The 22,983-nt window shown below is 64.7% G+C and carries 19 protein-coding genes; 18 read left to right on the forward strand and 1 reads right to left on the reverse strand.

The genetic code is table 11. The annotated features are described in order from the left end of the window. Positions 1-48: 48 nt before the first annotated feature. From AB7531_RS10405 to AB7531_RS10440, 8 genes are read left to right on the forward strand one after another with little or no spacing between them, the layout of a single operon-like run. Positions 49-1,359, forward strand: a complete 1,311-nt coding sequence (locus tag AB7531_RS10405) for an ABC transporter substrate-binding protein (RefSeq protein WP_063981641.1) — start codon at positions 49-51, stop codon at positions 1,357-1,359. A 15-nt stretch (positions 1,360-1,374) separates the two neighbouring features. Beyond that, the gene (locus AB7531_RS10410; protein WP_063981642.1) at positions 1,375-2,142 is read left to right on the forward strand and encodes an ABC transporter ATP-binding protein; all 768 of its coding nucleotides are present in this window, start codon (positions 1,375-1,377) and stop codon (positions 2,140-2,142) included. Between the two features lie 3 nt (positions 2,143-2,145). After that, positions 2,146-2,850: an ABC transporter ATP-binding protein gene (locus AB7531_RS10415; protein ID WP_028150400.1), complete on the forward strand. Its 705-nt coding sequence runs from the start codon at positions 2,146-2,148 to the stop codon at positions 2,848-2,850. A gap of 13 nt (positions 2,851-2,863) precedes the next feature. Then, a complete protein-coding gene (locus tag AB7531_RS10420) occupies positions 2,864-3,745 on the forward strand; it encodes a branched-chain amino acid ABC transporter permease (protein WP_063981643.1) in 882 nt (293 codons plus the stop codon). Continuing rightward, positions 3,742-4,761 (forward strand): branched-chain amino acid ABC transporter permease, encoded by a 1,020-nt coding sequence (locus tag AB7531_RS10425; protein ID WP_063981644.1) that lies wholly within the window; start codon positions 3,742-3,744, stop codon positions 4,759-4,761. Before AB7531_RS10420 ends, AB7531_RS10425 begins: the two co-directional genes overlap by 4 nt. Next, positions 4,721-5,650 carry a polyphosphate kinase 2 family protein gene (locus AB7531_RS10430; protein ID WP_063981645.1) on the forward strand — a complete coding sequence of 310 codons (930 nt, stop codon included), beginning with the start codon at positions 4,721-4,723 and terminating at the stop codon, positions 5,648-5,650. The genes AB7531_RS10425 and AB7531_RS10430 overlap by 41 nt, the downstream gene beginning before the upstream one ends. After that, entirely contained in the window at positions 5,647-6,684 is a 1,038-nt protein-coding gene (locus AB7531_RS10435) for a patatin-like phospholipase family protein (protein ID WP_063981646.1), read from the forward strand. The genes AB7531_RS10430 and AB7531_RS10435 overlap by 4 nt, the downstream gene beginning before the upstream one ends. A 13-nt stretch (positions 6,685-6,697) precedes the next feature. Continuing rightward, the gene (locus tag AB7531_RS10440) at positions 6,698-6,952 is read left to right on the forward strand and encodes a DUF3551 domain-containing protein (RefSeq protein WP_063981647.1); all 255 of its coding nucleotides are present in this window, start codon (positions 6,698-6,700) and stop codon (positions 6,950-6,952) included. A 142-nt stretch (positions 6,953-7,094) separates the two neighbouring features. On the opposite strand, the gene AB7531_RS10445 is transcribed toward AB7531_RS10440, so the two are convergent. Next, positions 7,095-7,979: an MBL fold metallo-hydrolase gene (locus tag AB7531_RS10445; protein ID WP_063981648.1), complete on the reverse strand. Its 885-nt coding sequence runs from the start codon at positions 7,977-7,979 to the stop codon at positions 7,095-7,097. Positions 7,980-8,706: 727 nt separating this feature from the next. Between AB7531_RS10445 and AB7531_RS10450 the strand changes: the two genes are divergently transcribed. The 10 genes from AB7531_RS10450 (at position 8,707) to AB7531_RS10495 (ending at position 22,913) form a co-directional block, all read left to right on the forward strand. Continuing rightward, positions 8,707-11,040: a mechanosensitive ion channel domain-containing protein gene (locus AB7531_RS10450; protein ID WP_063981649.1), complete on the forward strand. Its 2,334-nt coding sequence runs from the start codon at positions 8,707-8,709 to the stop codon at positions 11,038-11,040. 99 nt (positions 11,041-11,139) lie between these two features. Continuing rightward, positions 11,140-12,138, forward strand: a complete 999-nt coding sequence (locus tag AB7531_RS10455; protein WP_354102693.1) for a tripartite tricarboxylate transporter substrate-binding protein — start codon at positions 11,140-11,142, stop codon at positions 12,136-12,138. Positions 12,139-12,300: 162 nt separating this feature from the next. Continuing rightward, complete coding sequence (locus AB7531_RS10460) at positions 12,301-13,953, forward strand: NAD-dependent malic enzyme (RefSeq protein ID WP_084794999.1); 1,653 nt, start codon at positions 12,301-12,303, stop codon at positions 13,951-13,953. A 208-nt stretch (positions 13,954-14,161) separates the two neighbouring features. Then, a complete protein-coding gene (locus AB7531_RS10465) occupies positions 14,162-14,554 on the forward strand; it encodes a BlaI/MecI/CopY family transcriptional regulator (protein ID WP_014493096.1) in 393 nt (130 codons plus the stop codon). Beyond that, the gene (locus AB7531_RS10470; protein ID WP_063981652.1) at positions 14,551-17,070 is read left to right on the forward strand and encodes a M56 family metallopeptidase; all 2,520 of its coding nucleotides are present in this window, start codon (positions 14,551-14,553) and stop codon (positions 17,068-17,070) included. The genes AB7531_RS10465 and AB7531_RS10470 overlap by 4 nt, the downstream gene beginning before the upstream one ends. A gap of 62 nt (positions 17,071-17,132) precedes the next feature. Then, complete coding sequence (locus AB7531_RS10475; RefSeq protein ID WP_231143023.1) at positions 17,133-19,145, forward strand: serine hydrolase; 2,013 nt, start codon at positions 17,133-17,135, stop codon at positions 19,143-19,145. A gap of 185 nt (positions 19,146-19,330) precedes the next feature. Next, a complete protein-coding gene (locus tag AB7531_RS10480; protein WP_063981653.1) occupies positions 19,331-20,794 on the forward strand; it encodes a DUF1800 domain-containing protein in 1,464 nt (487 codons plus the stop codon). Between the two features lie 2 nt (positions 20,795-20,796). Next, positions 20,797-22,047: a DUF1501 domain-containing protein gene (locus tag AB7531_RS10485; protein ID WP_441279942.1), complete on the forward strand. Its 1,251-nt coding sequence runs from the start codon at positions 20,797-20,799 to the stop codon at positions 22,045-22,047. Positions 22,048-22,077: 30 nt separating this feature from the next. Continuing rightward, positions 22,078-22,245, forward strand: a complete 168-nt coding sequence (locus tag AB7531_RS10490) for a hypothetical protein (RefSeq protein WP_166101541.1) — start codon at positions 22,078-22,080, stop codon at positions 22,243-22,245. 152 nt (positions 22,246-22,397) lie between these two features. Further along, a complete protein-coding gene (locus tag AB7531_RS10495; RefSeq protein WP_063979766.1) occupies positions 22,398-22,913 on the forward strand; it encodes a septal ring lytic transglycosylase RlpA family protein in 516 nt (171 codons plus the stop codon). Positions 22,914-22,983 lie beyond the last annotated feature (70 nt).

The raw sequence follows: 22,983 nt of genomic DNA on the forward strand, positions 1-22,983 counted from the left end.
AAGCAAAAGCAAGAAGACTGCAATGCACAATCGTCCAGGGAGGTTTTAATGCGCCTGCGCATGGCTGCCCGCTTGGTACGTGGGCTGTTGGTCGCGATATCAGCGACGGGCTTGATGGCTTCGGCCCAGGCTCAAGAGAAGAAGATCAAGATCGGCGTTGTTTTCGACCTGACCGGGCCTCTCGCGGGCGGTGGATCTGAGCTCGGCTATATCGGCGCAAAAATTATTCTCGACCATTTCGCCAAGACCGGCGTCGAGGGCTACATGATCGAGGCGGTCTACGCCGACGCGCAGAGCAAGCCCGACATCGCCATCAACGAATCCGTCCGCCTGCTCGAGCAGGAGAAGGTGGACATGGTGCTCGGCTTCTTCTCCTCGGCGCAATGCGTGCCGGTCGCCGCCCGCGTCGAGCAGCTCAAGAAGTTCATGTGGATGACGACCTGCATCTCGTCGGCCGTGTTCAACGACAAGGGCTACAAATACGTGTTCCGCCCGCAGGCGAGCGGCGACCAGTTCGGCATGATGACGATGGATTTCATCGCGCAGAATGCCAAGGCGAAGTTCGACAAGGAGCCGAAGGACCTGCGCGTCGCCATCATCCACGAGGATGGCGCCTATGGCGTCGACGTCTCCAGGGGCAATGAGGCAGGCGCGAAGAAGGCGGGCTTCAACGTCGTGATGAAGGAAGGCTATTCGGCGACGGCGCCCGATCTCTCCGCGCTGGTGACCAAGCTGAAGCGTGCCAAGCCCGATGTCATCTTCCACACCGGCTACAACCCTGACATCACGCTGTTGCTGCGCCAGGCCCGCGAGCAGGGCCTGAAGTTCGGCGCGCTGATGGGCCATGGCGCCGGCTACGGCGTCTACGAGAAGCTGAAAGAGGGGATGGGGGTCGACGCTACCTACATCTTCAACACCGACCCGATCTCGATCTGGCTCGCCAACCAGAAGACCATGGATCCCAAGCTCCCGCCCGTCATCAAGATGGTCGGCGAGGAGTTCGACAAGATCAGGCCCGGCGTTGCCATCCGCTCGGCGCATGTCGGCATCGGCGCGTCCAACACTTACGTGTTCATGAGTGATGTGCTGCCGCGCGCGATCAAAAAGTATGGCGGCGTCGATCCCGACGCGCTGCGCAAGGCCGCGCTCGACACCGACATCCCCGAAGGCGGCACGATGCTCGGCTTCGGCGTCAAGTTCTACGGCGAGGGCACGCCGATGGCCGGGCAGAACGAGCGCTCATTCCCGGTCGTGATCCAGTACATCGACGACAAATCCTCTGTGGTGTGGCCCAAGAGTCAGGCGCAGCGCGAGGCCGTGCTGCCGCTGCCGAAGGGCACCACCTACAGCAACCAGTAGCGGCGGAGCAGGGCGGTGCTGGAAGTCAGCGGGCTGGTGAAGCGGTTTGGTGGCTTCACCGCCGTCAACAACGTGTCGTTTCGGGTCGATCAGGGCGAGATCCTCGGCCTGATCGGCCCCAACGGCTCGGGCAAGAGCACGATCTTCAACATGCTCTCCGGCACGCTGGCGCCGACAACCGGCTCGATCCTGTTCGGCGGCGCCGAGATCGCAGGCCTTGCGCCGCACCGGATCATCAACAGCGGCATCGGCCGCACCTTCCAGATTCCGCGGCCGTTCCGGCGCCTGACAATCTTCGAGAATGTCGCACTGGCCGGCTTCTACGGCCAGGGCCGCCACAGCCGTGCCAGGGCGGAGGAGGCGGCCGAGCGGTCACTTGCGATGGTGGGCTTGCCGACCGATCGCCATGCCAGCGTCGATGGCCTGGGCGCAGCCGGCCTGAAGAAGCTCGAATTGGCGAAGGCGCTCGCCACCGCGCCAAAACTGCTGCTTGCCGACGAGAGCCTCGGCGGTCTCGACGAGACCGAGATGGACCAGGCGGCGGACATGCTGCGCAACATCCGCGACGAGCTCGGCATCACGATCATCTGGGTCGAGCACATCATGGGCGTGCTGATGCGCGTCGTCGACCGCGTCATGGTGCTCGATCACGGCGAGAAGATCTCGGAAGGCTTGCCGAGCGCGGTTGCCGGCGACCCGCGCGTCATCGAGGTCTATCTCGGCACCGATGCCGAGACCACGCAGGCCGCGGCGGCGGAAGCGCGCCGCCGCTCGGGAGGCTAGACGATGCTGGAGCTTCGTTCGGTCAGCGCGGGTTACGGCACGTTCCAGGCGCTGTTCGACGTCAATCTTGACGTGAAAGCGGGCGAGGCCGTCGGCGTCATCGGTCCGAACGGCGCCGGCAAGACCACCCTGATGCGCGTCATCTCCGGCCTGATCCGTCCCACGCGCGGGTCGATCAGGATGGAGGGCGTCGATGTCGTGGCGACGCCGCCGCACAAGATCGTCAGCCTCGGGATCGCCCATGTGCCGGAGAACCGGCGGCTGTTTCCGCAGCTCACGGTCGACGACAATCTCAAGATGGGCGCCTTCATGAAGGAAGCGCGCGGCCACTATGCCGAGCGGCTGGATGTCGTGTTCGACCTGTTTCCGCGCCTGAAGGAACGCCGCCACCAGATGGCCGGCACCATGTCCGGCGGCGAGCAGCAGATGTGCGCGATCGGCCGCGCGCTGATGTCGAATCCAAAACTCCTGCTGCTCGACGAGCCGTCGGCGGGGCTGGCGCCAGTCGTGGTGCAGCAGGTGTTCGAGCTGGTGAAGCGGATCCGCGCCCGTGGCCTGACGGTGCTGATCGTCGAGCAAAACGTGCAGCAGGTGCTGAAAGTGGTTGATCGCGCCTATCTGATCGAGGCGGGCACGATCCGGGCGTCCGGCACCTCGGCCGAGATGCTGGCGAGCGACACGGTCAAGGAAGCGTATCTCGGGGTATGAGGTTCATGCAGGCATGCAAGCTTTTTTGGGCATTTTCGACATCTATCTGCTGGAGGCCGTGATCAACGGCATCCTGCTCGGCGGCGTGCTGGCACTGCTCGCGCTCGGGCTCAATTTGATCTTTGGCGTCATCGACGTGACCTGGATCTGCTACGCAGAGCTGGTGATGATCGGCATGTACGCCATGTATTTCATCGTGCAGTATTACGGCCTCAGCTACTTCATCGCAGCGCCGTTCACCATTTTGCTCGTCGCGATCCTCGGCGCCGCGCTGCACTACCTCGTGATCGCGCCGCTGCTCACCGCGCCGCCGATCAACCAGCTGCTTGCGACAGGCGGGGTGCTGTTCGTGCTCCAGAGCTTTGCCACCGTCGCCTTCGGCATCGACTTCCGCAATCTCGGCATCCGCCTGCCGGTGCTCGCCTTCGGCGACATGAATTTCAGCTACGCGCGGCTGCTATCCTTTCTGGCCGCGCTGGTCGGCATGGTCGCAGTGTACCTGTTCATGACCCGCACCTTCACCGGCACCGCGATCCGCGCCATCTCCCAGGATCGGCAGATCATGGCGCTGATGGGCGTCGACACGAAGAGAATGTATCTCATCACCTCCGCGCTCGGCGGCGCGCTGGCTGGGCTCGCCGCTTGCCTGCTGGTGCTGCAATATGACGTGCATCCCTTCGTCGGCCTCTCCTTCGGACCGATCACCTTCCTGATCTGCGTGCTCGGGGGGCTCGGCAATTTCATCGGCGGCTTCATCGCCGCCTTTGTGTTCGCCGAGATCATCTCGCTCGGCGGCCTGTTCTCCGACCTCGAATGGGGCTACGTGCTCGCCTTCGCCTTCTTCATCGTCATGATGTTCATCCGGCCCGCGGGCCTGCTTGCGAGGCGCCGATGATGGGGCAGGGCCGGCTTGTGGCGTGGGCAATCGGGCTTGCAGCATTGATCGCGCTGCCCTTCCTCTATCGCGACCCCTATCATCTGCACATTCTGGTGCTGATCCTGATCTGGTCGTTCGCCTACACGTCCTGGTCGATGATGGGACGGTTCGGTCTGGTCTCGCTCGGCCATGGCGGCTTCATGGGGATCGGCGCCTATGTCACCGCGCTGCTCTGGAATCATCTGGGCTGGTCGCCCTGGATCGGCATCCCCATCAGCATGGTTGCGGCGGGTGCGCTGGCGCTAATCGTCGGCTATCCCTGCTTCCGCTTCCGTATCACCGGACATTATTTCGTGCTGGTGACGCTGGCGCTGTCAGGCATCGTGCTTCAGGTCATTACCGCGACGCGCGACTATACCGGCGGCTCGCTCGGCTATACGCCGAATCGCGCCTCCGGCAACAAGCTGCTGGCGCTGCAATTCGACGACAAGACGACCTGGTATCTGATCGCGCTCGGGGTCTGGCTTTTCGGCATCGTGGTCTGGCACTGGGTCGACCGCAGCATGGCCCGCTACGCGCTCGAGGCGATCTCGGAGGACGAGGATGCCGCGGCCGCCGCCGGCGTCGATGTCACCGCGGAGAAGCTGAAGATCACGCTGCTCAGTGCGGTGATGACGGCGCTCGCCGGCGCAATGTACTGCCAGTACCAGATGTTCATCACCCCCGACACCGTCAGCGGCATCGCGGTGTCTCTCCAGATGGTGTTCGCGGCCATCGTCGGCGGCCTGTTCGTCTCGCTCGGCCCGACCTTTGGCGCTGTCATCACCATTCTGCTGGCGGAAACCCTGCGTATCGGCTTCGGCACCAAGGCGGTCGGCTGGGACAACCTCGTCTATGGCGTGCTGCTGGTCCTTTTCATCATATTCCTTCCCAAGGGCATCCTTGGTAGCCTGCTCGACCGATTGAAGCCGCAACGCAAGGTGCCCCGCGCTCATGAGCAAGAAGCCGTCCAAATCGCTCGCCCAGGAACTTGACAGCTACATCACGCCGTTCCGTTACGACGGATCGGGCAAGTTTCACCTCAAGGATTACAAGACCAACGAGAAGGGCGATCTCGACAAGGAGAAGGCGCAGGAGATTCTCGACGCCAACAAGAAGCGGATGATCGAGTTTCAGGAGAAGCTCTACGCCCAGGACCGCTGGTCGGTGCTGATCGTGCTCCAGGCCATGGACGCCGCCGGCAAGGATTCTGCGATCAAGGCGATCTTCGAGGGCATCAATCCGCAGGGCTGCGAGGTCCATGCTTTCAAGGCGCCGAGCACCAAGGAGCTCGATCACGATTTCCTCTGGCGCCACGCGATCGCGCTGCCCGAGCGCGGCCATATCGGCATCTTCAACCGCTCCCATTACGAGGAGTGCCTGGTCACGCGGGTGCACCCGGAGATTCTTGCCAGGCAGAAGCTGCCGCAAGGGCTCGTCACCAAGAACATCTGGAAGGAGCGGTTCGAGGACATCTCCGCTTTCGAGCGCCATCTCAGCCGCAACGGCACGGTGGTTCTGAAATTCTTCCTCAATCTATCCAAGGAGGAGCAGCGCGAGCGCTTCCTTGAGCGGCTCGAGGAACCGGCCAAGCAGTGGAAGTTCTCGATGGACGACATCAAGGAGCGCGCGCTGTGGCCGCGCTACCAGGCGGTCTATCAGGACATCGTCCGGCATACGGCAACGTCGCACGCGCCCTGGTATGTCGTGCCGGCCGACCACAAATGGTTCGCGCGCGTCGTGATCGGCTCGGCGATCGTCGCGGCGCTCGAAAAGCTCGACCTGCGCTTCCCCCGCGCCGACAAGGCCTCGCTTGGCGAATTCGACGAGGTGCGCAAGGCGCTGGAGCGCGAGGGGAAGGGAGGCCGGAAGCCCGCAAAGTGACCGCCCGTGAGACCAGCAACCAGAAGAACGTCAACTTCGCGCTCCAGGGCGGCGGCGCGCACGGCGCCTTCGTCTGGGGCGTGCTGGACCACGTGCTCGAGGACGGCAGGCTCGCCATCGAGGCGATCAGCGCTACAAGCGCGGGCGCGATGAATGCGGTGGTGCTGGCCTCAGGCATGGCCATCGGTGGAGCCGAGGCGGCGCGGCAGAACCTGCATGCGTTCTGGTACGAGGTCTCGCGGATGGATCAGGTCTATGACCTGTTCTCGCCACTCAACCAGTTGATCCAGGCCCTCAAGCTGCCGCCGGAATATCACCCTGTCCATGCTTTCATCCACACGCTGACGCACACGGTGCCGCCGAACCTGCTCAACCCCCTCCACTTCAATCCGCTCCGGTCGTTGCTGCTACGCGTGGTCGATTTCGATCGGCTCAATTCATCGCCGGACGCACCGCAGCTCTTTCTCAACGCAACGAATGTCCGTACCGGCAAGATCAAGGTGTTCCAGACGCCGCTGCTCAGCGCGGAGACCGTGCTCGCCTCGGCCTGTTTGCCGCCATATTTCCAGGCGGTCGAGATCGACGGCGAGCATTATTGGGATGGCGGCTATCTCGGAAATCCCGCGATCTTTCCGCTGATCTATCGAAAAGGTAGCCAAGACGTCATCATCGTGCAGGTGACCGCGATCCGGCGTGACGAACTGCCGGCGAGCGCCGCCGACGTTCTCCATCGCATCAACGAGATCAGCTTCAATTCGTCACTGATGCGTGAGATGCGCGCGATTGCCTTCGCGACCCGGCTGATCGACAATGGCGAGCTCGATCGCAACACGCACAGCCGCATGTTCATGCACTGGATTGGAAACGACCAATTGATGTCGCAGCTCGGAACGGCCACGCAGTTCCATCCCGAATGGAGTCTGTTGTGCCGTCTGCGTGACGAGGGGCGCGAGGCCGCGCGAAGCTGGCTGACGCAAAACTTCGACTTGATCGGCAGCTCGTCGACGGTTGATTTGACTGAAATGTTTCTCTGATTTCGAGGTTGTCGTGTACAAGCCTGCTGTCGTCGTTTCCCTGTTCGCCGCGCTCTCGATCGCCGGTTCCGCGCGCGCCCAGACCTATGGGGGCGATGCGCCGGTCTGCCTGCACGTCTTCGGCGAGTTGGAGGGCGAGCGGATGGACTGCATTTTCTCCTCGTTCGCCCAGTGTCAGGCAAGCGCGCAGGGGCGTCCGGCGACATGTCTGACGAATCCGTATTTCGCGCAGGCGCCGTCGGCGAGGACAGGGCGGCGCGTTCGCTAGCGGCGATCCCTAGGGTGGGCAAAGCAAAGCGTGCCCACCAATCTTCATCCGGCGAGAGGTGGTGAGCACGGCGCAAGAGCGCCTTTGCCCACCCTACGATCTCAGCGCGAGCGAAGCTCGTCGCGTCTGAGCAAGCCGACCCTCAATACCCGCGGCCCCACCAGTAGCAGAAACGCTCGATATTGGCGGGAAGGGCGGTCTCGTAATTCGCCCATTTCTCGTATTTCGGCAGCTTCACTTCCTTCATCGCGGTGTCGAAGCATTTGCCGGCATCGGCGGCCTTCTTCACCTCCGCGGACAGATCTTCCATGTACGCGATGTCGTCCTCGACGTCCTTCTTGGTGCCAAAGCGCCCTCCGGCATAGGGATGGCCGGGGATCATCCGCTCCCAGTCGAGCGAGGCCAGCTTCTTCAGCGAGGCGATATACTCGACCGGCGAGGCGTTGTCGGGAATGTTGCGGAACTGCACGGACTCGATCGGCGCGAAGTCGACGACGAAGACGATCTTCTCCTTCGGCAGCCGCATCACCAGCGAATTGTCGGAGTGGTTGCGGCCGACATAGTTCAGCTCCAGCGTGGTGCCGCCGAGCGTGATGCTCTTCTTGTCGTCGATCACCTGGTCCGGCATCACGACATCGGCGAGCAGCGAATTCTGCTTCTTCAGCTCGAGCAGGCGCTCCTTGGTCCGCCGGTGCGCAATGAAGGTGGCACCGAGATCCTTGAAGGGCTGGCCGCCGGCGATGTGGTCGTAATGGTGGTGGCTGTAGATGACGTATTTGATCGGCTTGTCGGTGACGGCCTTGATGGCGTCGATATAGGGCTTTGCCGGACGCAAATACGAGATCGGGTCGGTCGCGATCACGCCCTGCGGCGTCACGATGAACATCGACTGATGACCGCCATAGCGGAAGACGTAGACGTTCTCGGTGCCGTCGACCTTCTTGGTCGAGGTCTGCGGCGGGGTCTGCGCGAAGGCTGATCCAGTCAGGAGGGCCGCGACAGCGGCGATGCAAAGTAATGCTTTCATGTCTTGCTTTCTGGAAATGGATGGAATGCGGAAGGCGAATGGACTCTCTGACACAAACGCGGCGGGAGGGAATTTATTCCCTGATCCACTGTGATCAATCTGTCGAGGTGGGAGGGAACACGTCCTCAAATGTGATACCGGCACCATTGATCCTGCTTGACAGTTTTATGTCACGGGAGGAGCATCGTGCTGGTCGCGAATACGCGACGCGTAACGTCCACCTCATGAGCAAGGGGAGGTCTATGACTCCACCTCCGCAGATCCAGCCGCGTTAAGTGCGATGGAGCTCGTTCGGACTATCGCATAGCGGCAGAAACCGCGAACGGCACGCCGGGTCAAGGTTTAGCGGGCTGCATCAGTGAGGCAAAGCCCCTACCTTCCCGGCGCTGTATTTTGCATCACACCGATCATGTCGGATGGCCGTGATGCGGCCGCCGCGATAGGCGCTTTGACATCCTGCTCTCTCCTCCTCCTCCTCGCCGTCATTCCGGGCCGACTCCCGGAATGACGGACGAGCTTTGCTGTGCGCATCGCACTCGGTTGATGTTCGGCCGCACGGGGCCGACGGTTCCCGTTCCTGCACCGCGGCAAATGCCAAGAGAATGTCGCCGCGTTGGCCAACTTCCGACACAGCGCCGGGGCGAATAGCGTCGATACGACATGACGCAGTGCTTCGGCGGCGACAGTCCCGACTCCGCCGGCGCATGCGCTTTTCCAGGGAATCCTCGTGTCGCACAAGCTTGCCCCGGCGTTCCTCGCCGCTCTCTTCATCGCGATCTCATCTCTTTCCACCGTTCGCGCCGAGCCGCCGGCCGCCAATAGGGCCGCCGCACTGTCGCCGGAGGAAGCCAAGCGGGCGCTGGAGACGCTCCAGGACGACAAAAAACGTGCGAAGATGATCGATACGCTGCGCGTGATCGCGAATGTGCCCGGTCAGCAGCAGCCCGTGCCCGCCGCGCCCGAGCAGAAATCGCCGATCCCGCTCTCGGCCGACGGCCTTGGCGCACAGCTCCTGCTCACGGTGTCGGAAGAGATCGGCGAGATATCGCGCGAGATCGCCGACGTGGCGCGGACGCTGACGCATTTCCCCGCCTTCTATTACTGGATCGTACGGACCGCCAACGATCCCGTCGCCTACAACCTCCTGATCGAGATCGCGTGGAAGCTCGCGCTGGTGCTCGGCTGCGCCATTGCGGCGGAGTGGGTGATCTTCCGCGCGATCCGGCGACCGGTCGCCTTCCTGGAAGGACGCGTACCCCAAACCGCGCGCCTGCCGGCGCAGGTGCTGCCCATCGCCGATCCGCCCTCATCGGTCGCCGATGTCACGCCCGCGCCCGAACTGCACAAGCGCCGCCACAGTCTCGCACGTGTCTGGCAATTGCTGCTGCGGCTGCCCTTCGTGCTCGGGCGTCTCCTGCTCGAGCTGCTTCCCGTGTTCGTTTTCATCGGTGTCGCAACCGCACTGCTCGGCACGGAGATCGGCGATCCAGCAACCGTCCGCCTCGTGATCCTGGCCGTCGTCAATGCCTATGCGTTCTCGCGCGGGCTCATCTGCGTCGTCCGCGCGCTGGCGGGGCCGTTTGGCCTGGTTCCGGTTCGGGCAGAAACCGCGGCCTATATCGAGATCTGGGCGCGGCGCATCGTCGGCGTCGGTGTCTCCGGCATCGCCTTCGCCAATGTGGCGCTGCTGCTCGGCCTGCATCGCGCCGGCTATGCCGCGCTGCTGCGCATGGTGTTGCTGGTCGTGCATCTCTTCGTCGTCGTCATCATCCTGCAATGCCGCCGCCAGGTCGCCGAAGCCATCCGCGCCCCGGCGGAGCGGCAGGGGATCGCGGCGCGCCTGCGCAACCGCATTGCCGGCGGCTGGCACTATCTCGCCATCGCGCTCGACCTTGCGCTGTGGGCGGTGTGGGCGCTCAACATCCGCAATGGCTATTCGCTGCTGCTGCAATATTTCGTCGGCACCGTCGTGGTCGCGCTGATCACGCGCGTCGCCATCATGGTGACGCTGAGCCTGATCGACCGCGGCTTCCGCATCAGGCCGGAGATCCTCCAGCGCTTTCCGGGCCTCGAGATCCGCGCCAACCGCTATCTGCCGTTGCTGCGCAAGATCGTATCCAGCGTGATCGCGTTCATCGGCTTCGTGGCCGTGCTCGAAGTCTGGGGCGTCGACGCCATCGTCTGGTTCTATGGAGGCCAGATCGGCGGCCGGCTGATTTCGGCGGTGGCGACCATCGGCATCGCCGTGCTCATTGCTGCCGCCATCTGGGAAGCCAGCAACGCGCTGCTGGACCGCCAGATCAACACGCTGTCGCGCGACGGGCACTACGCCCGCGCCGCGCGCCTGCGCACCTTCCAGCCGATGCTGCGGACGGCGCTGCTCTGCCTGATCGCCACGGTCGTCGGCCTCACGGCGCTGAGCGAGATCGGCGTCAACGTCGCGCCGCTGCTGGCCGGCGCCGGTATCGTCGGCATCGCCATCGGCTTCGGCTCGCAGAAGCTGGTGCAGGATCTCATCACCGGCCTGTTCCTGCTGCTGGAGAACACGGTCCAGGTCGGCGATAATGTCAGCGTCTCGGGGCTGTCCGGCGTGGTCGAGAACGTCTCGATCCGCACCATTCGTCTGCGCGCCGGCGACGGCGCCGTGCACATCGTGCCGTTCAGCGCGGTGACGACCATCACCAATGCCAGCCGCGGCGCCGGCAATGCATCCGTCAGCGTCAATGTCGCCTACAAGGAAGACACCGACCGCGCCGGCCAGATCCTCAAGGACATCGTCGAGGAGATGCGCCGCGAGCCGGAGTTTCGCGCGGCAATTCGCGGCGACCTCGATCTGTGGGGCATCGACAAGGTCGATGGTGCCATGGTGTCGATCGTCGGCCAGATCCGCTGCACGGAGGCCGGCCGCTGGCCGGTCCAGCGCGAATTCAACCGCCGCATGAAGCTGCGCTTCCAGCAGAACGGCATCGAGGTCGCATCCCCGGTCCAGACTATCCTGATGCAGATCGCGCCGCCGGCTGATGGCGCCACCAATCTGGCCCCGCGGCGGGCGGCTGGTTAGCGCTCGGCATAATTTCCAGCTTGCCTCTGCCCGCCCGGCAGCGTTCACTCCGGCCCCAGCCCGCTGACAACATGCGGGCGATGAAAAAGGGTGGATGGAATGCAGGGGCTGTGGGCCGGACTACGCGGTCATGTGATCGTCATTTGCGCGTTGATCGGATGTGCGGCGTGGACCGTACCGGCGGGCGCCCAGCCGTTCCCGTCGCGCCCCATCACCCTCGTGGTGCCGTTCGCGGCGGGTGGCCCGACCGACACGCTGGCGCGGATCCTGTCCGAGCGGATCGCCGCTCAGCTGCACACGACCGTCGTGGTCGAGAACGTCGCCGGTGCCTCCGGCAGCATTGCGGGCGCCCGCGTCGCGCGCGCGACGCCTGACGGCACGACGATCACCATCGGCCATTGGGGCACGCATGTGCTGAACGGCGCAATCTTCAAGCTGCCCTATGATGTGATCGCCGATTTCGAGCCGGTCGCGACGATCGCGATGGGAACGCAGCTGATCGTTGGCCGGAAGTCGCTCGAGGCCAACAATCTGAAAGAGATGATTGCGTGGCTGAAGGCCAGCCCCGGCAAGGCGACTGCTGGCACGGCTGGTGCCGGCACGGGCGCACACGTCGCGGGCGTCTTCTTCAAGGAGAAGACCGGGACCGATTTCCAGTTCGTGCCTTATCGCGGCGCCGGACCCGCCATGATCGATCTCGTCGCCGGCCAGATCGACATCATGTTCGACCAGGCCTCGAACTCGCTGCCGCAATACAAGAACGGCGCGATCAAGGCGTTCGCGGTGACGTCGCCGACGCGGCTCGCGTCCGCGCCTGATATCCCGACCGTCGACGAGGCGGGCCTGCCCGGTCTCTACATCTCCTACTGGCACGGCATCTGGGCACCGAAGAACACGCCGAAGGAGATCGTCACAAAGCTCAACGCGGCCATCGTCGCGGTGCTTGCCGATCCCGTTGTCAAGCAGCGTTTCGCCGAATTGGGGCAGGAGATTCCGCCTGCCGACCAGCAATCGCCTTCGGCGCTCGGCGCATTCCAGAAGGCGGAGACCGAGAAATGGTGGCCGATCGTGAAGGCCGCCGACATCAAGCCCGAGTAGTTCTGCTGCGTTGACCTCTTCTCGCGCGCAAATGCCGGCTTTTCACGAAATCTCGCTGCGGTGCGAGATCACAATCGAGCCTTGAGTCTCTACGTCCTTGATCTCAGGTGAGCGCTGGCCGACAATGCTTGCCCTTCAATAAGAAACTCCCTGGGGGATTTCGTGAATAGACCTGCTCGGGTCAGCGCCCATTCGACATCATCCGACCCCGCTCACGGCATGACGCTGCTGCGCGATCCCTTGCTCAACAAGGGCACCGCCTTCACGGAAGCGGAGCGCGACGCGCTCGGCCTGCGCGGCCTGCTGCCGCCTTGCGTGCTGACGATGGAGACCCAGGTCGAGCGCGTGCTCACCAATCTGCGCACGCTGCCGACGGACCTTGAAAAATACGTCGCGCTGAATTCGCTGCATGACCGCAACGAGGCGCTGTTCTTCCGCGTCGTCGTCGACAATATCGACGAGATCCAGCCGATCATCTACACCCCGACGGTCGGGCTCGCCTGCCAGAAATACGGCCTGATCTTCCAGCGGCCGCGCGGCATGTTCATCTCATCGCGCGATCGCGGCCAGATCGCCGAGATCCTGAAGAACTGGCCTTATCCGGCCAAGCTGATCGTCGTCACCGATGGCGAGCGCATCCTCGGGCTGGGCGATCTCGGCGCCAACGGCATGGGCATCCCGGTCGGAAAGCTCTCACTCTATTCCGCCTGCGCCGGCGTGCATCCCGAGCATTGCCTGCCGATCGTGCTCGACGTCGGAACCAACAACGATGAGCTCTTGAACGATCCCTATTATCTCGGCCTGCGCGAGCGGCGGCTCACCGGCGAGGCCTATGACAGCTTCGTCGACGAGTTCATGCAGGCTGCGCGAAAGACGTTTCCGGGGGTGCTGATCCAGTTCGAGGATTTCGCCAATCACTCGGCGTTCAAGCTGCTGCACAAATATCGGGACGAGGCCTGCGTCTTCAACGATGACATCCAGGGCACCGCGGCCGTGGCGCTCGCCGGGCTGTTCTCGGCGTTGCGCGTCAATGGCGGCAAGCTCAGGGATCAGCGCATCCTGTTCCTCGGTGCAGGCGAGGCGGCAACCGGCATCGCCGATCTCGTCGTCTCCGCCATGATGGCGGAGGGGATTTCCGAGGCGGAAGCTCTCCGGCGCAACTGGCTGGTGGATTCCCGCGGCCTCGTCGTCGGCGGCCGTGACGGCCTCTCTGGCCATAAGCTGCGCTATGCCCATGCCGGCCAGGCGCCGATCGCCGATTTCCTCACCGCGATCAAGACGCTGAAGCCGACGGCGATCATCGGTGTCGCCGCGGTCGGCGGCGCCTTCACGCCCGAGGTGCTCAAGGCGATGGCCGCGCTCAACGAGCAGCCGATCGTGTTCGCGCTCTCCAACCCGACCTCGAAGGCCGAATGCTCGGCCGAGGATGCCTACCGCTATACCGAGGGCCGCGCACTGTTCGCCTGCGGCAGTCCCTATGATCCGGTGAAGCTCAACGGCCGCACCTTCGTGCCGCGCCAGGGCAACAACTCCTACATCTTCCCCGGCGTTGGCCTCGGCGTCATCGCCAGCCGTTCGCGCCTGGTGACGGACGAGATGTTCATGGCGGCCGCCCATACGCTCGCCGATTGCGTCGGCAAGGAGGACCTCGCGCAGGGCAGCCTCTATCCGGCACTCCCTCGCATTCGCGAGGTTTCGGCCCGCATCGCCGTTGCGGTGGCAGACGTCGCCTACCAGCGCGGTCTCGCCGACGGACCCGCTCCCAACGACGTGAAGGGCCTGGTCCAGTCCCAGATGTACGAGCCGCAGTACTGACTGCCTCCACATCGTCATGGCCGGGCTAAACACTTGTCCCGGCCATCCACGCTTTGCCGCGCGGGACGAAGAACGTGGATGCCCGGGACAAGCCCGGGCATGACGGCATAGCAACACCATTTCAGGTGGAATCGCCGTTGCGCGGCGCGGCCGCATATGCGACGATCTGTAGCGTTACAAGAAAACTCAATCCGCAAGGTCAGATGCCATGGACGATCGTTTGCCCGAACTGGGCGACCTCGAGCACGAGGTCATGCAATTGGTTTGGGCCCATGGTCCCGTTACGGCCGAGGTCGTGCGCGAGCGGCTGTCGCGGCGTCTGAAGGAATCCACGGTCCGCACGGTGCTGCGCCGGCTGGAAGAAAAGGGCTATGCTCGGCACACCGTGGACGGACGCACCTATGTCTACCACGCTGCGGAAGAGCGCGCGCGGGTCGCGGCCAAGGCGGTGCAGCGTATCGTCGACTGGTTCTGCAACGGCTCGATGGAGGAAGTCCTCGTCGGTATGGTGGACAATGCGATGCTCGACCAGCAGCAGCTGCGTACACTGGCCGACCAGGTGGCCAAGGCGAAGAAGGCGAGGGGAGTGAAGAAAGAATGATCGCAACTCTGGCTGAGGCGGCGCTACGCTCCTTCGTGCTGGGAGGCGTCGTCTGGTTCGGTCTCAACCTGTTTCGCGTGCGCAATCCGCACGTCCACATGACGGCGTGGGTCGTCGTGCTGCTGGCATCGCTGGCGATGCCTTTCGTGATGCACTGGCCGACGCTGACGATCACCCGGATGCCTCTGCCGGTATCCGTGCCGGATGATTTCCTGCCGGCCGACATCTCGATGCTGGAGGCCCCGCAACCCGCGCTGCCGATTCCGCCGGGCGCTGCTGTCGTGGCGCCGGCAAAAGCTGCTGTATCGATCAATTGGTGGCTGGTCGCCACCATCGTCTATGCCGGCGTCGCCGGCGCGTTGCTGCTGCGGCTGGCCATCGGTCTCTGCCTGACTTGGCGTCTGGCACGCGCGGCAAGGCCGATGAGCGGCCCGCAGCTGATCGACGCCGACGTGCGCGTCAGCCGCGAGGTCGGCGGGCCCGTCACGTTCGGCTCGACCATTCTGGTGCCGCCGCAGTTCTCCGGCTGGGATGCGAAGAAGCGCCTCGCGGTGCTCGCGCATGAGGGCGCGCACGTCGCCAATCGCGATTTCTACGTCCTGCTGCTCGCCTCGCTCAACCGTGCAGTGTTCTGGTTCAGTCCGTTCTCGTGGTGGCAGCTCGCGCGCCTTGCCGAGCTCGCCGAGATCATCAGCGACGCCGAGGCGATCGAAGTCATCGACGACCGGTGGTCCTATGCCGAAATCCTGCTCGATGTCGCAACCAGCGAAAATCCGCGGCCGGTGGAGCTCGCGATGGCGCGGGTATCGACCGTGCGCGCACGCGTTGAGCGCATCATCGCGGCCGCCGCCATGCCCGTCGCGGTCGGCTGGCGCAAGCGGCTGTGGATCGCAGCCGCGATCATTCCGGCTGTGATCGTGTCCGCCGGCATGATCGCCTATCGCACCCCGGATCCCGTGCCCGTCGCCGCGGATACCGGCGAGGTGCCGGCCCAGCATTACCGCCCCTTCGTCAATTTCTACGCCATGGGTCCTGCCTCGGTGTTCGCCATCTTCCGCGAGGGCGACGACCTCTACGGCCAGCTCACCGGACAGCGCAGGCTGCGCCTGACGGTTGGCAGTGACGGCACCGCGGCCTACGCGGCCTCGTCCGGCGAGATCACGTTCCCGCTCGATGCGGAGCGCCGCTCCTCCGAGCTGACGCTGCGCATGAACGGCCGCGATATCCGCGCGGTTCGCGTCGCCGAGATGCCGACGGCGGCCGTCGATCCCGCGTCGCTCGATCAATATGTCGGCTGGTACAGGATCGCGCCGAACCGCGTGCTCACCCTGCGGCGTGACGGCGATCGTCTCTGGTTGCGTGAGACGGGACAGGGCGCAACGCAGGTCCTCGCCGAGGGCGCTGACGCCTTCTCCTTCCGCGGCGACCATCTCTTGATATTCCTGCGCGACGAGCAGTCGAAGGTCGCACGCGTGCTGGTGCAGAGCGCAATGTTCGGCGCGCGCCTTGCGCCTCGCGTCGATGCGACGGTGGCGCAGGCGGTCGAGGCGGACTTCACGCGCCGCCTTGCCGAAGTTCCTGACAGGTTCAGGGAGCAGGTCCCGGTCGCGGGCGGCAAGGAGATGATCTTGCGCGGGATCGAAGACCTGCGCGCCGGCACGCCGAACTACGATCGCATGAGCGCACCGCTCGCGGCCAAGGTCCACCGGCAGCTCAATGAAATGCGCGAGGCGTTCCAGGCGCTCGGCGTGGTGGAGTCGATCTTCTTCCGCGGCGTCGGCCCCGGCGGCTACGACATCTATGGCGCGAAGTTCGAGAACGGCACGGCTGAATTCCGCCTGATGATCGAGCCCGACGGCAAGGCCGGCGACGTCATCTTCCGGCCCGACGGCAACGACGAGCTCGGCGGTATCCTGCCTTGCTCGGAGGAAGCGCGCGTGCGTGGCCACGCCGGCACTTCGCCGATCAGGATCATGGTCTATAACGAGATGGGCGACGACATCCAGGTCTTCAATCTCGACGCCGATGGCAATCGCAGGATGCAGAGCACCGTCAGGCCCAACGTGTCCTGGGCGTCCACGACCACCGTGAACAATCCCTGGATGATCGCCGACAAGTCGGGGCGCTGCCTCGAGGTCCTGCTGCCGGGGCGGCAGACCCGCTTCCACAATGTCGAAGCGTCGAACATCGGCGCGCGGCCGGGGCGCGCGGCGCGCCGCGCCGTTCCGATCGCCAATGGCGAGGAGATGCTGCGCCGCTATATCGAAGGCGTCGGCAAGGGACAGCCGGACTACGAGCGCATGACGTCGGAGGTGGCGGACATCACGCGCCAGCAGCTTCCGTTCGATCAGGCGATCCTGGCGCGGCTCGGTGCGTTGCGTGCGGTCTCCTTCCGCGGTGTCACGGCGCTCGACAGCGACATCTATGTCGCGCAGTTCGCCAACGGCTCGGCGGAATGGCGCATCGGCGTCAGGAATGGCACGATCACGAAGATCGCGCTCGGACCCAATTTCTAACGGTTCACATCTGCCGCAGGAGTGCCTGTTCAGATTTGTTGTGCTTCTGCGGAGACTGCGGAATGAGACTCGTCGCATCGATGTGGGCGATTCCCGTTGTGCTTTGCCTGTTGGGGACCGCGTTCGCCGATGACCTCGCGACGCCGGGCGATGCAAAAAGCCTGGGATTCTCGGCCGCGCGTCTGGCGCGGATCGCGCCGTGGTATCAGGCGCGCTTCGATTCTTTCTCGCCGTCGGACGGCCTTCTCCCCGGTGCCGTCGTCGCAATCGCGAAGGGCGGCAAGCTCGCCTATTTGCAGGCCATCGGATTTCAGGACCGCGCCAAGACCGTCCCGATGAAGACGAATTCCATTTTTTGGATCGCCTCGATGTCCAAGCCGGTGGCCGGTGTCGCCGCCATGATTCTGGTGGACGAGGGCAAGCTCGACCTCGACGCTCCCGTATCGCAATATCTGCCGGAGCTTGCGAACATGCGGGTCGCTTTCCAGAAGGCGGACCCGGCGACAGGCGAAATGGAGTACGGGCTCGGTCTGCCAAAACCAGCAAAACGTGCGATGACGGTTCGCGATCTGTTGCGCCATACGTCTGGCCTGATCTATCCGGAGCTCGATTTTGCCTACCCGGAACGGGGCCTTGCCGACGCAAGCGCCGACTTCGGGATCCGGATGATCCATGGGCTCTACGGCTTGAGGGCCGTGCGGAGACGCGACACGACGTTAGCGGATTTCGTGTCGAGCCTGGCCCGCCTGCCGCTCGCGCATGAGCCTGGCGAGGTCCATGAATATGGCTGGAGCGTCGAAGTGCTGAGCCGGGTCGTTGAAGTGGCGTCCGGTCAGCCCTTCGATCAGTTCCTGGAGAGCCGCATCTTCGGGCCGCTGCATATGGTCGACACCGGCTTCTTTGTGCCGAAGGAGAAGCTCGATCGGCTGGTCGATTCTCCCATGCCGGAACGGCCGCCGATCTGGGATGTCACGACGCCGCCAAAGTTGTTTTCCGGCGACGGCGGACTCGTATCGACCGCGCCCGACTATCTCCGCTTTTGCCAGATGCTGCTCAATGGCGGCGAGCTCGATGGCGTGCGCGTGCTCAGCCCGCATGCGGTGAAGCAGATGACGACGAACGCACTGCCATCGGGTGTCAGCATCTTCGGAGGCGACGAGGTTGGCGCCCGCGCCGGAACAACCTTCGGGCTTGGCTTCGCCATCCGCACCGATCCGGTCCAAAGCTGGATACCGGGCGCGGTCGGGAGCTTTTCCTGGGCTGGACATTGGAGCACGTATTTCTGGATCGATCCGGCCGAGCAATTGATCGGCGTACAGATGGTCCAGGCGACGCCCGGCAGCAAAGGGCGCCAGGCGGTGCTGTATTCGGGGATCAATCACCTCGTCTATGGCGCATTGACGATTCCCGAGTCGACCGCCGTCCCGCCGGCTGCGCCGGTGACCCTGAGCCCGGAAGCGCTCGCCGATTATGCCGGAACCTATGACTTCGGCGCCACGGTGAGCTCGCGTGACAGGCAGGGCCTGGCCGATGGCAAAACCGGATGGCTTGGAATCGGGAATTTCGTCGCCATGGAGCAGGAGGGGCTGAGGATCAACAAGCCGAACCCTGGCGGCGGCCCCGCAACCAAGGCCGGTGTGACGGCGGGTGACCTCATCACTGAAGTTGACGGCGCGCCGCTGAGAGGCCTCGCGCTCGCCGATGTCCTGGCCAAGCTGCGAGGGCCAGCCAACTCGACGATCAAGATGAAGCTCGTCCACAAGGGGCAAGACGGCGTGAACGACCTCAGTGTCGTGAGAGCCGACCGCCGTGTCAACTCGGTCCGGCTTCAGGTTCGCGTCGCGGAAGGCAAGCTCGTCGCGGAAGCGACGGGGGTCTGGCCGGTCCTCGAATTCGAGAAGGGCAAGGCGACCCCGTTCGTGGCGACATCAAGCAACGAATTCACCGCAGCCGACGAAGATCGTACCCGGATCGCTTTCGTCAGGGACGCCGCGGGCAAAGTCTCTGGACTCATCTTGAATCCTGGGCCTTGGGAGCAGCACGCGGCGAAGATCGCGCTCGGGCCGAATTTCTAGGCCTCTCACGCGCGTCTGCCGGGCAGCGGATGCGCGCTTGTTCTACCGAGATAGTGCGGCGGCGTTTTCAATCCCGGCTTGCGCAAGCCGATCTCTAGTGTTACGGTCTGTAGCATTACGGTTCGTAGTCCGCACGCGGCAACATCGCGCTGCCGTCGGGTGGCTCGGAGAATTGGGCGTTCGCCATGAACAATTCTGCAAAGGCTGAAGCGGTGCTGGCGCTTCATCGTTTCGGGATGGGGCCGCGACCGGGGTCGGTTGCCGCTGTCGGGACAGATCCGCGCGGCGCGCTGATTGCCGAGCTCGACCGGCCGCTGGTGCTGACCGCAGCGGCAAGCCTGCCTTCCAGTGCGAAGGCCTATCGCACGGTGGCCGACGCCAATGCGCGGCGCGCGGCGCGCGCCAAGCAGGCGCAGCAGCAGGCGAAGAAGCAGCAGACGGCGGCGGCGCCCGTCATGTCCGAAGATCAAACGCAAGGGGAGGCGCAAGGCCAGGGCTCCGCGAAGGATGCCGCCGAGATGGCGGCCAAGCAGGCGGCCGATGCCGTTCCCGATCCCGGCCGTCCGATCTACTTGCAGGAAGCCAAGCTGCGCACCGAAGCCGCGCTCGCCACCGACATCGGTTTTGCCGAGCGGCTGGTGTGGTTCTGGTCCAATCATTTCTGCATCTCGGCCTACAAGATCCAGAGCATGTCGGGTGCTTACGAGCGCGAGGCCGTTCGTGCCAATGCGCTCGGCCACTTCGTCGATCTTCTGTTGGCGGTCGAAGGCCACCCGGCGATGCTGTTCTATCTCGACAATCTCGGCTCGATGGGCGCGAACTCGATCGCCGGCATCAACCGCAGCCGCGGCCTCAACGAAAACATTGCGCGTGAGATCATGGAATTGCACACGCTGGGTGTGCGGACCGGCTACACCCAGGATGACGTGATCAGCTTCGCCAATGTGTTGACGGGATGGACGCTTGTTCCGCCCGGAGACAATCCCGAGCACGGCGGCGAATTCACCTTCAATCCGCGGCTGCACGAGCCCGGCGGGCAGACCGTGCTCGGCAAGCGTTACGAGCAGGAGGATGCCGAGCAGGGCCGTGCCGTGCTGCGCGACCTCGCTGCACATCCGGCGACCGCGACCCATGTCGCAACCAAGCTCGCACGGCATTTGGTGGCCGACGAGCCGCCTCCGCCACTCGTCGAACAAATGGCGAAGACGTTCCGCGACACCGAGGGCGATCTCAAGCAGGTCGCGATTACGATGGTCTCGTCGGACGACGCGTGGCGCGGGCCGCCGTCAAAACTGAAGCGTCCGGCCGAATGGGGCGTCGGCATGGTGCGCGCGACCGGCATCACGACCGTCGATCCCGTGCGCTTCACCGGCGGCCAGGAGCTGCTCGGCGAAGGGCTGTGGCGGCCGTCGGCGCCCAAGGGCTATCCGGATGACGAGGCAAGCTGGATCGACGGCATTGGCCGGCGGCTCGACATCGCCAACAATTTTGCCGAGCGCGTGGCGGCCACTGCTGATCCGCAGGGGATCATCGAGGACGTCTTCGCATCGCAGATCGCGCCCGAGGTGAAGCAGGCGGTCGGCCGCGCCGAGAGCCGCCAGCAGGCGCTGGCGCTGCTGTTCATGTCGGCAGATTTTCAGAGGAGGTGAGCATGGGCTTCGTCAATCATTTGCCCACGCGGCGCGAGCTTCTGGTCGGCTCCAGTGCGCTGTTCGCGTGGAGCCAGATGCCGCGGATCGCACGCGCCGAAGGGCGCGATCCGCGCCTTCTCGTCGTCGTCCTGCGTGGCGCGCTCGACGGTCTCGGTGCGGTCGCGCCGGTCGGCGATCCCGATTGGGTCGGCTTGCGCGGCGATCGCGCGCTGGTGCTGGACGGCAAGCCGCCGGCGCTGCCGCTCGATTCCTTCTTCGCGCTCAACCCGGCGATGCCGAACCTGCACCGGCTCTACAAGGGCGGCAAGGCGGCGATCGTCCATGCCGCCGCGACGCCCTACCGCGAGCGCTCGCATTTCGACGGCCAGGACGTGCTGGAGAGCGGGTTCACCAAGCCCGGTGCCACCGCATCGGGATGGCTCAACCGCGCGCTGCTCGCGATGGAGTCGGGTGGGCGCGTCGATCCGCGCGGCAGCCGTGCGCTCGGCATCGGCTCGGTGACGCCGCTGGTGGTGCGCGGCTCGGCGCCCGTCATGACATGGGTGCCGCAAAAACTGTTACCGGCGAGCGAGGACACGCAGAACCGCCTGCTCGATCTCTACCAGCACACCGATCCAAAGCTTGCGACCGTGCTCCAGGCACGCATGAAGCTCGCCTCGCTCGGCGGCGCGCCCGGCACGGGCGATCCGATGTCGGACGATCCGACATTGATGCCGCCCGGCATCGCGCGCGTGCGCGCCTACTTCGCCGAAGCCGCCGGCACCGCCGCGCGCTATCTCGCCAAGCCCGACGGCCCGCGCGTCGGCGCGATGGGCTTCGTCGGCTGGGATACGCACATCGCGGAAGGCGCAGCGTCAGGCCAGCTCTACAATCTGCTCGGCGCGCTCGACGGTGCGTTTGCCGCGATCGAGAGCAACATGGGCGAGGTGTGGGGCGAGACGGTCGTCGCCGTCGTCACCGAGTTCGGGCGCACCGCGCGCATCAATGGCACGCAGGGCACGGATCACGGCACGGGCACGGTCGCCTTCCTCATTGGCGGCGCGCTCGCCGGCGGCCGCGTGATCGCGGACTGGCCGGGCCTCAAGCCGGCGCAACTGTTCGAGGATCGCGACCTCAAGCCGACCACCGATCTCCGCGCCGTGCTGAAGGGCCTGCTCAGGGATCATCTGCGTGTCGAGGAGAAGGTGCTGGCGGATGCGGTCTTCCCCGGCAGTGCTGACGTCAAGCCGATGGGCGGCCTCGTCGGCTGACGGCGCGGCCTGCGCAACCGGATCGGGTCCATGATGTGCACACTGACGCAACGGGAACTCGACTTTCTCGCCAGTCTGAAAACCGGCTGGCGGCGGCTCTATCGGCGCGAGCTGATGCGGCTCCTGAAGGGTGACACCGAGGCGAGCGACGCGCAGCTGGAGACGCGCCCGATCGTCTGGCGTGTTGTATCGGGTTAGTTTTTCGCGAGTCTGGCTCGACTTAGGACACGCCACTGTGGTGGAATCGCCACAGCCGGCGCGAAACGGTCGTGGCCCTAAGCCTGCTTTCCTTCAGCCAAGGTTCTGCCCTCATTGCCCGCCGAAACTCCGGGCAGTTCGGAGGGCGTACCATGTCTCGCATTGCACGTGCCGAAAGTGCCCGAATTTCCCTCGCAAGCTCATGCCGGTTGCTGCTCGCCATCGTCGGTGCCGCATCGCTCGCCGCCTGCGCACAATCGCCGGTCGGCCGCCAGAAGGCCGATCTTGGCACCTATCGGCAGGCTGCGGTCCAGCGGCCCCATAGGGTAGCGGCCTTGCATCCGCGTCCGATCAGCCGGGTACGCGTCCCCGACCGTGACGCAAAGCAAACCGCTTCGCACGGCGTTGCCAGCTTCTATTCGGACACGGAGACCGCGAGCGGCGAGAGGTTCGACAAGAACGAATTGACGGCGGCGCATCCCAGCCTGCCGTTCGGCACAAAGCTGCGCGTGACGGACGTTTCCTCCGGCCGCTTCGTGACCGTCAGGGTCAACGACCGCGGGCCCTATGTTCGCGGGCGCGTGGTCGACATCTCGCCGTCCGCGGCCGAGGCGCTCGGCATGGTCGACAAGGGCATCACCAATGTCCGGCTCGACGTGGTGCGATAGAACGCGATCGATTGACTTGAGTCGCCTCGCTTAACCGAGTGTTAGTCGCCCTGGCGCACCATGGTTGCCC

The organism is Bradyrhizobium sp. 63_E2_N1_3 (assembly GCF_052076005.1).
GTDB lineage: Bacteria > Pseudomonadota > Alphaproteobacteria > Rhizobiales > Xanthobacteraceae > Bradyrhizobium > Bradyrhizobium barranii.